Source organism: Microcoleus sp. MON1_C1, from assembly GCF_036701945.1.
GTDB lineage: Bacteria > Cyanobacteriota > Cyanobacteriia > Cyanobacteriales > Microcoleaceae > Microcoleus.
Map to the genome: position 1 here is coordinate 40,584 of NZ_JAUBRO010000032.1, position 15,858 is coordinate 56,441.

The 15,858-nt window shown below is 46.0% G+C and carries 10 protein-coding genes; 4 read left to right on the forward strand and 6 right to left on the reverse strand.

Going from position 1 to position 15,858, the window contains the following annotated elements; genetic code table 11:
- Positions 1 to 506: 506 nt before the first annotated feature.
- Both QUA62_RS18670 and QUA62_RS18675 read left to right on the forward strand, forming a co-directional pair.
- Positions 507 to 4,637 (forward strand): ATP-binding protein, encoded by a 4,131-nt coding sequence (locus tag QUA62_RS18670; protein ID WP_333405861.1) that lies wholly within the window; start codon positions 507 to 509, stop codon positions 4,635 to 4,637.
- Between the two features lie 105 nt (positions 4,638 to 4,742).
- Positions 4,743 to 6,065 (forward strand): response regulator, encoded by a 1,323-nt coding sequence (locus QUA62_RS18675; RefSeq protein WP_333405863.1) that lies wholly within the window; start codon positions 4,743 to 4,745, stop codon positions 6,063 to 6,065.
- A 302-nt stretch (positions 6,066 to 6,367) separates the two neighbouring features.
- Here QUA62_RS18675 and QUA62_RS18680 read toward each other — a convergent pair whose 3' ends face one another.
- On the reverse strand, positions 6,368 to 6,907 hold the full coding sequence (locus tag QUA62_RS18680; protein ID WP_190661320.1) for a GIY-YIG nuclease family protein: 540 nt from the start codon (positions 6,905 to 6,907) through the stop codon (positions 6,368 to 6,370).
- Positions 6,908 to 6,966: 59 nt separating this feature from the next.
- On the reverse strand, positions 6,967 to 7,293 hold the full coding sequence (locus QUA62_RS18685; RefSeq protein WP_333283449.1) for a hypothetical protein: 327 nt from the start codon (positions 7,291 to 7,293) through the stop codon (positions 6,967 to 6,969).
- 371 nt (positions 7,294 to 7,664) lie between these two features.
- Between QUA62_RS18685 and QUA62_RS18690 the strand changes: the two genes are divergently transcribed.
- Positions 7,665 to 8,465 carry a hypothetical protein gene (locus tag QUA62_RS18690; RefSeq protein WP_333405865.1) on the forward strand — a complete coding sequence of 267 codons (801 nt, stop codon included), beginning with the start codon at positions 7,665 to 7,667 and terminating at the stop codon, positions 8,463 to 8,465.
- Positions 8,466 to 8,559: 94 nt separating this feature from the next.
- Here the strand turns inward: QUA62_RS18690 and QUA62_RS18695 are convergent, their stop codons facing one another.
- Both QUA62_RS18695 and QUA62_RS18700 read right to left on the reverse strand, forming a co-directional pair.
- Complete coding sequence (locus QUA62_RS18695; protein WP_333405867.1) at positions 8,560 to 9,423, reverse strand: sulfite exporter TauE/SafE family protein; 864 nt, start codon at positions 9,421 to 9,423, stop codon at positions 8,560 to 8,562.
- An 80-nt stretch (positions 9,424 to 9,503) separates the two neighbouring features.
- Entirely contained in the window at positions 9,504 to 10,346 is an 843-nt protein-coding gene (locus tag QUA62_RS18700) for a pentapeptide repeat-containing protein (RefSeq protein ID WP_333214487.1), read from the reverse strand.
- A gap of 418 nt (positions 10,347 to 10,764) precedes the next feature.
- On the opposite strand from QUA62_RS18700, the gene ilvD reads away from it, so the two are divergent.
- Positions 10,765 to 12,450 carry a dihydroxy-acid dehydratase gene (ilvD, locus tag QUA62_RS18705; protein ID WP_333283443.1) on the forward strand — a complete coding sequence of 562 codons (1,686 nt, stop codon included), beginning with the start codon at positions 10,765 to 10,767 and terminating at the stop codon, positions 12,448 to 12,450.
- 107 nt (positions 12,451 to 12,557) lie between these two features.
- Here the strand turns inward: ilvD and QUA62_RS18710 are convergent, their stop codons facing one another.
- Both QUA62_RS18710 and QUA62_RS18715 read right to left on the reverse strand, forming a co-directional pair.
- On the reverse strand, positions 12,558 to 13,088 hold the full coding sequence (locus QUA62_RS18710; protein WP_333405869.1) for a hypothetical protein: 531 nt from the start codon (positions 13,086 to 13,088) through the stop codon (positions 12,558 to 12,560).
- 253 nt (positions 13,089 to 13,341) lie between these two features.
- The gene (locus tag QUA62_RS18715) at positions 13,342 to 15,273 is read right to left on the reverse strand and encodes an ATP-binding protein (RefSeq protein ID WP_333405871.1); all 1,932 of its coding nucleotides are present in this window, start codon (positions 15,271 to 15,273) and stop codon (positions 13,342 to 13,344) included.
- Positions 15,274 to 15,858 lie beyond the last annotated feature (585 nt).

Consider the following 15,858-nt stretch of genomic DNA (forward strand, 5'->3'; position numbering starts at 1 on the left):
TTATTCATTTCTCTGTTCTCTTCCTCCGTGTTCTCTGCGTCCTCTGCGGTTTAATCCTTCCCAAACACCCATAAATGATATGAAAATTAAATTTTTAAACTCATTTTAAACTCATTAGTTATCGCTATGAAGACTTTAGCTAAAATCCCTGTGGAATTCATTCCCTGGCGGACGGGCTGACGGGTAGATTATCAGCTTACATTGAAACCAATGGGCAATGCAGTTTCGCTACAATTAATCCGGCAATTGTTACATATTTCATCGAGGATAATTGATAATTATGGGGTAGGGAAACGGCATTGGCGTGTCCGACATTGCCTATCATAAGTAGTGCAACCGAAATTTATATAATAGAAGCAAATTTTCGCATCCGCGTCCAATCTCCGCTAGTAGTTGGCTATATTGAACTAGGCGGAAAATTTCACATTTTTTAGGGCGCGCCAATTGGCGGGAAAGACACGCTACAGCAGTTAAAATATGATTATCAGCGCAATTGGTTTACACCCATGCCCATTTATCACTTCAACCGCCTAGCCGCCAAATTTTTCAGCAAGCTGCCGCTGCGAACGGTTCTGATTGTTCCGCTGGTTTTGCAAACGGTAAGTGTAGTTGGGCTAGTGGGCTATCTTTCTTTCCAAAGTGGTCAGGAATCAGTCGAAGATGTAGCGCATCAGTTAATCGAACAAGTAGGAGAGCGAATTAGCGATCGCCTCACCGATAATAATGGACTGTCGGCAATCAATACCTTTCTGGCTGGGCTGCAATTCTCGGCTTCAGGACAAACTTTTATTATGGATCGATCGGGCAATCTGATTGCCACATCCACAGTAGAAACACCCTTGGTGACGCCAGCAAAAAAGCAACCGACGCCATTGCTAGCCACCAACAGCAAGGATGCCCGAACGCGAGATATTGCTCGACAACTCGCCAACCGATTTGGCAACTTCCGCACGTTGCAAACAACCGAGAAATTTACCCTGGCGAGCAAGGGCGATAGGCAGTTTGTCCGCGTTACTCCCTATCGAGATGTCCGTGGTTTGGAGTCGTTAATTGTGGTGGTGGTGCCAGAGTCTGATTTTATGGCTCCGATTCAAGCAAATACGCGCAACACATTGTGGTTATTGGCCGGTACACTGCCGCTGGCGATCGCGATCGGATTGTTGACTTCCCGTTGGGTGACAAAGCCAATTATGCGCTTGAATACCGCTGCCAAAAATGTTGCAAAAGGAGAATGGGATCGACCTTTAGAAATTAAACGCTTGGATGAAGTCGGAGATCTCGCCAATTCCTTCAATTTTATGGCAGCGCAACTGCAACAGGCTTTTGCAGACAAAAACTCTTTACATGAAGCTTTAGCGCACAGCGAGAGCCAACTCAAGCAATTTATCGAAGCCATACCTGCGGGAGTATCTATCCACGATGCTTCGGGTAAAGTCGTGTACTTCAACCAAACTGCCAAGCATTGGCTCGGCGTAGAAACTATTCCCGATGCGACTTTAGAAGAAGCAGTAGAAGTTTATCAAATCTACCGCCAAAACCAGCTTTATCCCACTGAAGAACTGCCCGCATTCCGAGCACTGCGCGGTGAAACGGTATTCCTTGAAGATGTAGAACTTTATCGAGATGGGAAATTTATTCCTTTTGAGGTGCGCGCCACACCAATTTTTGACGAAGGCGGAAACATTATTTATGCCATCAATGCTTTTTATAACATCGCACAGCGCAAACACTCTGAAAAAATATTAACTGACTACAATCGCACTTTAGCAGCCGAAGTTTCCGAACGTAGCTGCGCCTTAGCTGGTGCTAACGAACTATTACAACATGAAATTGCCGATCGCAAATTGCTCGAGCAAAAACTTTACTCTTCGACTGAGCAATTTGTAAAAATATTTGAGTCGATTACAGATATTGTATTTATTTTTGATTTCAAAGAAAAAACCATCCAAATTATACCCACTAAGGGAATTTTTCAATACAACTATCACACGAATCAGATCGACTCCATCATGGAACAATTTTTTGATGAGGAAAGCGAGGAGATTTATTTCGCTCAAGTTCGACAGGCATTGGAAACCAAACAAACTATTAGTTTTGATTACAGTCTGCAGATTAATAACCAAGAAGTTTGGTTTGCTGCTAAAATTTCGCCGCTGTCGGATAGCTCTGCGGTTTGGGTAGCGCGCGACATTAGCGATCGCCAGTTTGCCGAATCTCGGCTGCTGGAAGCCCAAAAAATTGCCCGTATTGGCAGTTGGGAACACGATATCGCCACAGCAACAACCACTTGGAGTGAAGAACTCTATCGCATTTACGAGCTCGATCCTACTCAAAAACCGCTGCCAACCGAACAATTAATCGAGCGTTTTCATCCAGAAGATCGATCGCGCTATCTGACAATGGTGCGCGAGCAAGCTATGTCGGGACAAAGCTTTGAAATTGATTTGCGGCTGATGCGAAGAGATGGCTCGCTCAGTTACATAGAAGTTCGAGGAAAACCGATTTATGATGAAAAAGGGCAGTTGATCCGTTTGTTCGGCACTGTTTTGGATATTAGCGATCGCAAACAAGCCGAGTCAGCTTTGCGAGAAAGCGCCCAGGGAGAACAAGCCATCGCCCGATCGATCGAGCGCATCCGTCAATCCTTAGATATTGACACAATATTCAAAACCACAACCTCTGAACTGCGACAAACCCTAAAATGCGATCGTGTCGGTATCTATCGCTTTAATCCTGATTGGAGCGGGGAATTTGTTGCCGAATCAATGGCTCCCGGCTGGATATCTCTGATCCAAGAAACCGACGATTGTAATGTGCCAAACACTCTCGTCGAACACTCTCGCTGTACCGTGAAAACTATGCAAGCCAGCGATACACCAGTGCTGGATACCTATCTACAAAAAAATCAAGGCGGTATGTACGCTAGAGGCGTTCCTTACCGCATAATTGAAGACATATACACCGCTGGGTTGAGTCCTTGTTACCTAGAACTGTTAAAACAATTTCAAGCTACAGCCTACGTTATTTTTCCCATATTTTGCGGCAGTCAACTTTGGGGTTTGCTCGCCAGCTATCAAAATTCTGGACCCCGCACTTGGCGCGAAGCTGAAATCAATATTGGGCTGCAAATTAGCACTCAACTGGGAGTGGCCTTACAACAAGCTCAATTGCTCGAAGCGACTCAACAGCAAGCAGTACAGCTTCAACAAGCCGCGTGGGCTGCAGAAGCTGCCAACCTTGCCAAAAGCACTTTCCTGGCGAATATGAGCCACGAACTTCGCACCCCGCTAAACGCAATTCTGGGATTCTCGCAATTGATGCAGCGTTCGACCAACCTGAATCGCGAACAACAGGAAAATATCCGCATTATCAACCGCAGCGGAGAACACTTGCTCGCTCTAATCAATCAAATATTAGATTTAGCCAAAATAGAGGCGGGACGCATGACAATCAACCCAACAGACTTTCAATTAAGGAGCCTGTTGAACGATGTGCAAGAGATGTTTCAACTCCAGGCAAGGGAGCAACAATTGCAGTTAATATTTGACTGCTCTAGCGAAACTCCCGAATACGTACAAACCGATCAACTTAAGTTGCGCCAAGTCTTAATCAATCTCCTCTCTAACGCCATTAAGTTTACGAAAGAAGGAGAAATTAGGGTAAGAGTAAGTGCGGTTAGGGAGGGGGAAGCTCAGCAATTACCAATCAGTAATTACCAATTACATTTTGAAATAGAAGACACGGGTGCCGGCATAGCTGCTGATGAGTTAGATAAACTTTTTCAAACCTTTGTGCAAACCAAAACAGGAACCAAATCTCAGCAAGGAACAGGCTTGGGACTGGCTATCAGCCAACAGTTTGTCAAGCTGATGGGCGGCCTGATTACTGTACGCAGTGAAGTAGGACGCGGCACCACCTTCGCGTTTGATATTCCCGTCAGCGCCGTTGATGCCCCGGCGACTCAACCCGTAGAGCCACCGCGTCGGGTGATAGCGCTGGAACGCAACCAGCCGCGCTATCGTATTTTGATTGTGGACGATCGATCTGATAACCGCCAACTGCTGATCAAACTCCTCGCTGCCTTTAACTTTGAACTCCAAGAAGCCACCAACGGCATAGAAGCTATTGAAATGTGGTCGAGTTTTGAGCCACACTTAATTTTTATGGATATGTGGATGCCCGTGATGGATGGACATGAAGCGACCAAACGCATTAAAGCCACCGTTAAAGGTCAAGCTACGGCAATTATTGCCGTGAGTGCCGGTAACGCCGAGGAAGCGCAAACCGTTACTGTATCAGATGATTGCGATGACTTTATCCACAAACCCTTTCGAGATACAGAAATTTTTGCCACCCTGCACAAACATCTGGGAGTGCGTTACATTTACGGTGAACCGGAGAGTGTGCCCGAGTCAACTCAAATCGAGGCTCCGACTCCAGAGACTCTGGCAGCTTTACCCGCAGATTGGCTGGCAGCTTTAGAGAAAGCCACAATTGAGTGCGATTTAGAGTTAATTCTGATCCAAATTGAGCAAATTCGCGATCGCAATGACGCTTTAGCAAGCGCTCTAGCCGCATTGGCTAACGAGTTTCAGTTCAATCAAATACTAGCTCTCATCAATCCCGAACCAAAATAATAAGGATATGAGATAGGTTTGTAGTGAGTACGATCGTCCGAGGGGGTTTTATGAGGGCGATCGTACTCACTACAAACCTATAAAGGTTATTTTACGGAACTAAATATGAATTCCGAACCAACTCCCGCCTTAAAAGGGAATATTTTAATTGTTGATGATATTCCGGCTAATTTGCAACTTTTAGCTCAAATACTCTCGCAGCAAGGGTACAAAACACGCACCGCACCCGACGGCAAACTAGCGCTGCGGTCGATCGAGTTAACTCCTCCTGACTTGATTTTGCTCGACATCATGATGCCCGGTATGGACGGCTACAAAGTCTGCCAAGCATTGAAAGCTTCTCCCACAACCAAGGACATTCCGGTTATTTTTATCAGTGCTTTAAATGAAGTGTTTGATAAAGTCACAGCTTTTGAAGTTGGTGGTATAGATTATATCACAAAACCGTTTCACGAACAAGAAGTTCTCGCCCGCGTTTCAAATCAACTCGTGCAGCGCCAGTTGTTCCAACAAACACAATCCTATGCCAAGGAACTCGAACAAACCGTAACTGAACTAAAGAAAACTCAAGCTCAGTTAATACAGAAGGAAAAAATGGCTTCTTTAGGTCAGCTAGCGGCAGGAATTGCTCACGAAATCAACAATCCCGTCAGCTTTATCTACGGTAATATTGCTCTAGCGGCGGACTATGCGCGAGATTTGCTTCGCCTCGTCGAATTGTACCGACATTACTACCCCCACCCCGTTGCAGAAATTATCGGCGAACTGGACGAGATTCAACCCGAATTCATCGCAGAGGATTATCCAAAACTGCTGAAGTCGATGACAGAGGGTGCTTCTCGGATTAGCGAAATTGTGATGTCTTTGCGGAAATTCTCCCGCCTTGGGGAACAAAAGTACAAGCCAGTGGATATTCATGAAGGCATTGACAATACTTTAGTTATTTTGCAGCACCGGTTGAAGGGAGCGAACAAAGCTGGTGAGATAGAGGTCATTAAACACTACAGCCAACTGCCAAGAGTCACCTGTTACGCCAGTGAGTTAAATCAGGTGTTCATGAACCTGCTAACTAATGCTATTGATGCCCTGGAAACTCAACCGTCTCCCCGAAAAATTACCATCAGCACTTCAGTAAGTTCTGAGTCAGAATCCGCCCTGGACAATCAAGACTCCAAATTAGCCGCTCAAAACTATAAATCCGTTGTTATTCACATTGCCGATAACGGTTGTGGGATGAGTGAGGAAGTGCGCCACCAGATATTTGACCCATTTTTTACTACGAAGCCTGTAGGTCGCGGTACTGGATTAGGGTTGGCCATTAGTCACGATATTGTAGTGGAAAAACATCGAGGTAAAATCAGTTGTATTTCTGCTCCGGGCCGAGGAACAGAGTTAATTTTGCAGATTCCGATATGTGTTAAATCTTAATAAATTTTAACCTTTTAAAATTTAATCAGACGCAGAGAATATATCACATAGATTGTACGCGAGCATCTGTAGGGAAACGGCATTAAGCTGTCGCGGCACGGAAATTATGGACACGGCAATGGCTATTGGTGTTCCCTTAAGGTAAAACCGATATTCCGTCAGTCCGTCAGGGGTTGAAACCCCTGCCTCAAAGCGAAAGTCCTCGCTTCCGAGGACTAATAAATTATTCAGTCCTCGGAAGCGAGGACTTTCGCTATTAGACAGGGAATTCATTCCCAGGCGGAGTGCCGGGTGAGCGGTATTTACTTTAAATCCAGCAATCCGCTAGTTTTTAGCTTGGGATTAAACCGGATTTCTTCAGTTACGCCGCGAGCTTTCAACAGCGAGAAAATTTCATTTTCCACGCGCCGCGCTACATTTTTCAACAATTTATCTTTGGCAATTTCATCGGCAAAGATCCCTTCATAATTTGCAACTTCTTCGGTAGTCATCACAGTTTTGGTGTCGATGGGATCGTTCCACTTGGCAGCATCGGCACCGTTCCCCTGGGGTTGGGAACCGTTTTCGGCAATCCAACTTTCTCTAATGCTTTCTAGGATAGTGCGGCTGGGCTTGTCAATAGTTTGGACTTTCAGCCAGTAGCAATATTGGGTTTGGCGTACCAAATGCTGTTTGAGGCTGAGGTAAATGTCCCGAGAATAGCCGACAAATTGCAGGACTTTCTCGCTGTCAAAAATCGCGTAAACGCCGATTTTTCCCTGAACAAAATCGGGCAATTTCCCCTCGGAGTCTATGTATGGAATGAATTCTAAGCTGGCGAGAGATTGAATGTCTTCTGTCATCCGATTTTAGATTTTAGATTTTAGATTTTAGATTTAACCACAGATTAACCAGCCTTTACCTAACTCTTAAAAACTCGATAAACGGCACAGAGGCGGCTGGGTTTAAATATTTTGGCTTGGAACATGAAATTAGGCGGGACGTTGACGATCGCAAAATCGCTCGATTGATGATACTTTTCAAATTCAGCAGGCATTCCCTTCGGCGTCTCGCTGCTGTAAGGGACTGGCTGAAAAAGTAACTCGGCAAACTCAATGCGCGAGCATTGCAATTGTAGCGCTACTTGTTTGACAAAGCTTTCACCGGTTAACAAACCGAACAGTGCCGTTTTAGCATCGGGTTCGAGGACAAAACTGCTATCGTAGCTTTCAATAATCTTGAGACCCATTTTCTGTAGACTCCTGACAGACGGCGGTTAATGGTTAACTCTTAAGCGATCGACTTAATCCTGAATTTTACCTGAGACTGACCGTTTTGAAGTCAGAAGGTATTCGGCAGGAGGTCAATCGATTTTAGATTTTAGATTTTAAATTTTAGATTAAAGAATTGAAGCATTGACCCCACGGATAAATTCGGGGCGTTGTTTGTCGGATACAGGTTTTTTATTTCTCCACGGATGAATCCGGGGGCTTGTATCCTGGAGGCTTTCGGTCAATGAGAATACCACAATCCGGAAATTTTGACAAATAGCCCTGATTTATTTGCCGATCGCTTTTATCATGTCCCTATCGCCATCTATCCGACTACGACTAAAAGGCTATGCAGAAGATTGAAAAAGCATCATTCCCAGCTTTGAGAAGTGCCCCGAACCAGCCGGACTGGCTAGAATTGGCAGAATACGCCTCTGTGGCTGGTTCAGCAATTGGCACGATTACTGCTGTATTGTCGGGCCAAATTCTCTACGCTGCCGCCCCCTTAACCGCAGCACTCTCGCTAAATCTCGCCAATCGCCAGCGTTTCGAGCAACAAATGCAACAAAAGGCAAATTCTGCCATCGCGGACGTACAGGCCGCAGTAGAACCTCGATCGCAGCAAGTTCAGATACTACCTGGAGAACCTGCAGAACTCTACACCGCCGTCTCCGACTTGCAGCAGAAACTCCTCGGCTTGGAATCCGGCGTCATCGCCGAGGTACAAGCTGCCGTAGCCTCCCTCGAACGCCAAGCGCAGGCGCTTCCGGCCGATTCTGAGGATTTCAACACGCAACTGTCGGATTTGCAGCAGAAAGTCCGCCTTTTGGAAAATAGCGCCCTCAGAGAGCATGATTGGGAAAATGTCAACGTCCGATTTTTATTGATGGGCGAAAAGTTAACTGAAGTTAAAACTATTACGGCTCAGTTGCAGGAGCGATCGAACGAAGTAGACTTGGATCAAATCCAAGGTTCTCTGAAGCAATTGCAGGATTTGCTCGATCGACCCACAATAGACACAGGGATGTTGCAAACCGAGATTCAGCATTTGCAGCAGCAAGTTTCCGAGTTGCAGAGGCAAAATCAAGAAATTGTCAAGCCTTATTTGCAGCGTCTGACTCGTGCCGTGAAGAAACTATCAGCAAATTAGTCTTACTTATTCATTTTTCGTAGGGTGCTGCGCGGGTACCTTCCGGGATTTTTTTGTAGGGGGCTCTTCTGCCGCGCACCTTACCAATTACCAATTACCCGTTACTAAATTTTTGCCAAGCTTGCCAGAAAACATAAATCGATAAGATTGCCAAGAGCGATCGAAAAGCTAAACTAACAATGCGATCGGGCAATCTCGGCAAAAACCGCGTGCTCACCTGCGCGCCCAACAAACCGCCGCAGCCAAGAATTAACCCCACAACCCACAAAACATTCCCGCGCGCCGCGTGTCCCGCCGTCGCCGAAATAGCCGTGATGACGATGACGCCCAAGCTGGTTTGAATTGCGGTTTTAATGCTTTCTCCTAACAGCAAAATTTGCAGGGGAACCATAATTACGCCGCCGCCTACGCCGAACAAACCCGCTAATAAACCCGCAGCACTGCCGGTAGCAATTTTAGCAAAAGTTGGATTGAATAAAATATTTGAATTATTGGGTAATTCGTGATTGGTAATTGGTAATTGAGCCTTGTCTCCTTGTCCTGCTTCTCCTCTTAGTTCCTCTTGTTCTGCTTCCGCTTTCTTCTTAGCTGTCAGCCTCTTGCGAACTTCAATCAAATAAATATTGAGCCACAGCAACAGCCCAAAAGTAAGTAACAGCAAGTAAGGCGGAAATATCCCCGCCAAATAAGCACCGATTTGTGCGGTAATGACGGCTGGAAATCCGATGCCTGCGACTTGGCTCAAGCTGAGGTAGCCCATGCGCCAATTCTGGATACTGCCAGAAATAGCTGTAATGACGATCGACAAACCGCTAGTAGCAACCGCTTGTACCGGGGCGTACTTGAGAGCAACCAACAAAGGTACGAGCACCGTACCGCCGCCGATACCCAAAAATCCAGCTAGAATTCCGGCAAAAATTCCTGCAGCACCGAGAATCAATAATTCAGTGATAGTCATTAGTTATTAATCAACAGTTAACAGTTAACAGTCAACAGTCAACAGTCAACAGTCAACAGTTAACAGTTAACAATCAAATTTTAAGAATCATTAGTCGTGCCGTCCGGCATAATTGCCCGCCTCAAATCTGCATCGCGGAAGTTAGTTCGATTGAGATTAGCGTCAATCAAAACCGCTTCCAACAAAACAGCCCCGCTAAAATTAGACCAGCACAGCTTGGCACGGTACAAATTAGCACCGCTCAAATTAGCTTTTGCTAGCGTTGACCAACTCACATTAGCAACTCTCAAATTAGCATTGCTCAGATTAGCTTCGCTCAGATTAGCTCCCACCATCGTTACTTGGCGCAAGTCTGCACCAGTCAGGTTAGCCCCGCTGAGCATCGCCCCGCTGAGAATTGCCTGATTCAGGTTAGCTCTTTCTAAAAGCGACTGGCTAAGAATGGCATTTGTCAGGTTTACCGCTTTGAGAGTTGACCAACTCAAATTTGCCTTCATCAAATTAATGCGAATCATGCTAGCGTCGGTTAAGTTGGCCGCAAACAAATTCGCTTCGGTAAAGTTGGCTTCGGTCAAATTAGCTTCGGTCAAATTAGCCTTGGTCATGTTGACTTCTCTGGCCATTGAGCCGCGCAGGTTGGCTCCCATCAGGTTAGCCCCGCTGAGATTGGCGCGGCTCAAATCGGTACCGATGAGATTTGCTTCGCTGAGGTTGGCTTCCGTCAAGTCCACCCCTGCCAATTTCACCTCGCGCAAGTTCGCTCCCGTCAGGTTAGCGCCTTTGAGGTTTGCGTCTTGGAAATTCGATCTGGTAAAGTTAGCCTCGCTGAGGTTTACCCCTTTTAAGTCGGCCCCGACGAGGTTAATCTCTCGAAAATTTCTTTCTCCGGCCGCATATTGCCTCAGAATTCGATCGGCCTCCATGTCATTCGCCTCGCAATTTTTTTAAACGTTAGAGTGATGGGTGTTACCACATCATCCCAGATAACCACGGTATTCACTCTGCACGCTGTAGTATCTGTAGAATCTTTGCACGGCTTTCCGGGCACTGCTGTGCCACTGCCTCCTAAAAGGTCTGACAAATATCAAAGCTTCTGAGAAAATCAACAATAGGGTAAAACTCTCGGCGCTCGGCACTGAGTCAGTCGATTTGAGATTTTAGATTTTAGATTTGCTCCACAGATTCATCTGGGAGCCGGAACTTTGGTCTAAAATTATGGGCTCACCACGACGATTATCGGAAACTTGTATTCGTTTTTGGGCGAGCTGGCAGTTGACAACTGACAACGGTCAACTGTCAACTGTCAACTGTCAACTGTCAACAGACAAAGGAAATTTTAAAATGCCTGAAAATTTGAGAAGCCAAGCTGTGACTGGGGGCGTGCAGCGCGCGCCCAACCGAGCAATGCTGCGGGCAGTCGGTTTTGGTGACGGCGATTTCACTAAGCCTATTGTGGGGATTGCCAACGGGTACAGCACGATTACACCCTGCAATATGGGATTGAACGAGCTCGCTTTGCGGGCCACTGCGGGTGCAAAGGAAGCTGGGGCGATGCCGCAGATGTTCGGTACGATTACTATCAGCGACGGGATCTCGATGGGAACTCAAGGGATGAAATATTCTCTGGTGTCGAGAGATGTGATTGCGGATTCGATAGAAACTGTTTGCAACGGCCAAAGTATGGACGGGGTGCTGGCTGTCGGCGGTTGCGATAAGAATATGCCGGGGGCGATGATTGCGATCGCCCGCATGAACATTCCTGCTATTTTTGTTTACGGCGGCACGATCAAACCAGGACACCACAACGGAAAGGATTTAACCGTTGTCAGCGCTTTTGAAGCAGTCGGTCAATTCAGCGCGGGCAAAATTGACCAAACAGAACTCAATGCAGTGGAACAGAATGCTTGTCCGGGTGCGGGTTCTTGCGGCGGAATGTTCACAGCAAATACGATGTCGAGTGCTTTTGAAGCGATGGGCATGAGTTTGCCTTATTCTTCGACAATGGCTGCTGAGGATGCCGAAAAAGCTGACAGCGCTGCCGAATCTGCAAAAGTGGTGGTGGAAGCGATCCGCAAACAGTTGTTACCGAGCCAAATTTTGACTCGCAAGGCCTTTGAAAATGCGATCGCGGTAATCATGGCAGTCGGCGGTTCAACCAATGCTGTGCTGCATTTATTAGCCATTTCCAATGCGATCGGCGTTGAGTTGTCCCTCGACGATTTTGAAACTATTCGAGCGAAAGTGCCGGTGCTGTGCGACCTCAAACCCAGCGGCAAATACGTAGCAACCGATTTGCACAAGGCCGGCGGCATTCCCCAAGTAATGAAAATCCTGCTAGAACAGGGTTTGCTGCACGGAGACGCGCTGACAATTACCGGTCAAACTCTTGCGGAAGTGTTAGCAGATATTCCAGCCGAACCCCGCACCGACCAAGATGTCATCCGCCCTTGGAACAACCCGATTTACGCCCAAGGACATTTAGCAATTCTCAGGGGAAATCTGGCAACAGAAGGAGCCGTTGCTAAAATTACTGGGGTTAAAAAAGCGCAAATAACTGGCCCGGCGCGGGTATTTGAATCTGAAGAAAATTGTTTGGAGGCAATTTTAGCGGGCAAAATTCAAGCCGGAGATGTGATTGTCGTCCGCTACGAAGGGCCCAAAGGCGGGCCGGGAATGCGCGAAATGTTAGCACCAACTTCGGCAATTATTGGCGCTGGTTTGGGGGATTCTGTAGGGTTAATTACTGACGGCCGCTTCTCTGGCGGAACTTACGGCATGGTTGTCGGGCACGTGGCACCCGAAGCGCAAGTTGGCGGGACAATTGCTTTGGTACAAGAGGGCGATTCAATTACGATTGATGCTCAAAATCGCTTGTTGCAGCTCAATGTTTCTGATGCAGAATTGGAGCAGCGGCGGGCTCTTTGGCAGCCTCCTAAACCTCGCTATACTAGGGGCGTTTTGGCTAAATACGCTAAGTTGGTTTCTTCTAGCAGTGTCGGTGCTGTGACTGATTTGGGTTTGGGTTAAAGTTGGAAATTTTTTAACCGCAGATGAAGGCAGATAAACGCAGATAAAATCCTATCTGCGTTCATCTGTGTCCATCCGCTGATATCTGCAGTTACAAAAATCCCAAATTAACGGCGCTGATTCAAAAAGCGGCTAGCCATCGACATGGCGTCAGTAATATCTACATCGCCGTCTCCATCTCCATCTAAAAACGTATTCAAAACGGGATTTCCGCCCTGGGCTGGATTTTGGGCGTTGCCGCCGGTTTGTAGCAAATTCAGTACCAGCGGCACCAAAACAGGTATCATCGCTTGCACTGTGGCGTTATTTAAACCGGTTCTTTGGGCGATATCGGCTATTATTTGCGTCAGTTGGCCGGCTCCGAACAAACTCTGTACCGCTTGGGAATTAGGATTTGTACCGCTAAATTGGTTGACAAGTTGTTGAGCTTGTGCGTCTCCTGACTGCGATCGCACGTTTTGCAATGCCGATCGCACGTGTCCGCCCAAAACCGACATTGCTAGCTGAGTCGTACCCGCATCGATGCCCTGGTTGCCGCTCAACTGCTCTACCGCACCGAGAATGTTGCCCAACTGATTGGGGCTTGCTTGTTGGTTGGGATTGTCGATCGCGCTCAAAATTTGGTCAAATAGTCCCATAATTTTCGCTCCGTACAGTGATTGCTCAACTTTAAATTATAGCAAATCCTGTTTTTCAAGATTATGGAAAATAGTTTTTATTTTGGTATTATCACTCACCCAGTGGGGTAGCGAGAGCCAGTCAGTAAGCAATCTCATACAATTTTAGATTTTAGATTTTAGATTTTAGAGATGGAATGAATTATGACATCAGATTGGGGAGCTTGCTTGCAGTTGCATTCTTTTTCCCAACAGGGATAAAAACGGATGATTTTTAAGTTTTTACAGTTCCTCTTTTTTCGGCCTGGGTTGGCACTTTCTCGTTGGCTATGGAATTTGATTCCCGAGCAATTGGAGGTGGTAAGAGCGGATTTGGCCTTGAATCCTCATGCTTAATCGGCAGGGCGATCGAAAATTCTGTCCCCGTTCCCACCTCCGACCAAAAGTTAATCGTCCCCCCGTGTTTCTTGACGATAATTTCGCGACCAATTGCCAATCCCAAACCAGTACCTACACCTCTCGGTTTAGTAGTAAAGAATGTTTCAAACATTTTTTCTTGACTCTCGGGCGCTATTCCCATACCGTTATCAGAAATTCGCACTAGCACGGAGTCGTCGTCCAAGTATTCTGTAGCAATCACAATTCTCGGCGAAAAACTCGGTGCTTCTTGTTTGCTTGAGTCCGAAGCCGATTGTTTTTTCGCCTCCTCAGAGCTAGTTTTCTCAATTTTTGCTTTCTCTTCCACAGCATCTAGTGCATTGTTCAGAAGATTCACAAATACCTGGTAAAGCAAACCCATATAGCCTTCAATACTCGGGATGTTCCCGTAATTGCATACCACTTCAATGCCTTGTTTTATTCGGCTGTTGAGAATCAGCAAACTGCTGTCTATGCAGGCGTGCAAATCGACGGGATGAGGGGCTGCCTCATCGAGGCGAGAAAAATCTTTCAAACTTAAGATAATAGCTTTGGCTCTTTCAGCGCCTACTTGCATCGAGTCAAATATTTTGATCAAATCTTCTTTGAGGAAATCGATGTCTATTTCTTCGCCTTTCGCCAGCACTGCGGCAGGCGGGTTGGCAATTTCTGTTTCGTAAGTTTTGAGCAAATCTAAAATATCTTCAACATAATTTCGGGCTGGGTCGATATTGGCATAGATAAAATTGATTGGGTTGTTAACTTCGTGAGCAACACCGGCTAACATCCGACCCAAAGTTGCCATTTTTTCATTTTGAAGTATCTGGATTTGTTGTTCCGATTTCAATTCTTGTAGCAACTGATTTACTTTCTGAATCAGTTGATTCAGCGAAGCTGCTAATACTCCCACTTCATCGGTGCTGGTAACTGGTACTTGCAACTGAAAATTAGATTCTTCAGTCACTCGCTGAGCAATTTTAGTTACAGCGGCGAGGGGTTTGGCGATCGCCCGACTGGTGAAGCCCGCCAGCACTGCTGCAACGACGATCGACAGTGCCATGCTACCCAAAATTATTTGCACCCGCAGCGCCTGGGCTCGCAGCAGATCCTCCCGCCCTGCATCTTCTTGCTCTTGGGCGCGATCGATAATTGCTGCTATATCATTGACAGCCGTATCTAGTTGCAACCCTGTTTTATTTCGAGCGACATTCGACAGCAACTTACGTTTTACGCTTTGTTGAGCGGGGTTATTGGGCAACTGACTAATTTTTTTATTAACTATTTCTAGTTGATAAATATAATTAGACAGTAACGAATCGCAAGTATTTCTAAATTTACTTATCCCTTTTATTTGTTTCAGGTATTTAGGTTTCTTAACTTCAGATAGTAACTCTTTTAAGCTGTAAATATTCTTTTGTAGCTGTTGGTATTTGCTGTCAAATATTTGGGGCTTGTCGATGCCGTAAATCAGCCACTCTTGGCTGTTTTGCGTTCGCACTAAAGCCACCTGCAACTTATGTAAAAGCTGAGTTTCTCGATCGAGGTGTACTTGATTGTTAATTCTGCGATAGTAATGAGTGCCCACCAACATCCCGACAGTCGTTCCCCCAATCGCAACACAAAGAGCCAGTGCGTACCCACGGCAGATTTTGTCATGAATACTGAGGTTGCCCAAGGAACGGGCTATGTGAGCGAAATAATTGGGCTTTGGTGGCTGGGTCTCTTTGATGTTATGCTCGCAAGAGGTAGAGAGTTCTTGTGAAGGCTGATTCAGATGTTTGAGCTGCATAGATGCTAACCTGTGAATAATTCACGCACTGACAATTCAGTCTACCTTAACTCGCGGCGGATTTGAGAGTACCGCATTGATATTTAATGTGATAATTTTTGTAACTTAGGATGCTCTTACCTTGCCTAAGAAACCCGGTTTCTCGTTGCCGCTTTCGGAGCTTCCAGGAGGCACTGACCTTAAGAAACCAGGTTTCTGGATACTTCATGTGATATTTTATTCTTAATAAAAAAGTATGGCTCCACTCGCGAGGGAATAAATCACCGAATAAATAAGTAGGTAGATGCAAATAAGCCAGCCTGCGGTTCGGTAGACTAATAAGCTGTAGCTTAAGTAGGTAGGCCGGAAAAATAATCTTTATGTAACTAAATATTAAGTAGCGTGATTAAAGTGAAATTTAACAGATTGTGTACGGTAGTTTCCTCTTTCTCCTCTAACTTCTAATCCATGAATTACGGCGTGGCAACTTCTAACTCCGAGTCAAATATCTCTGCCGCTAATTCATTTTTTTTCCTGGGTGGCAACTCCAATTCACTTGGGATCATTTTGACCCAATATTTGGATAATAAAAAATAGGTTTTACCT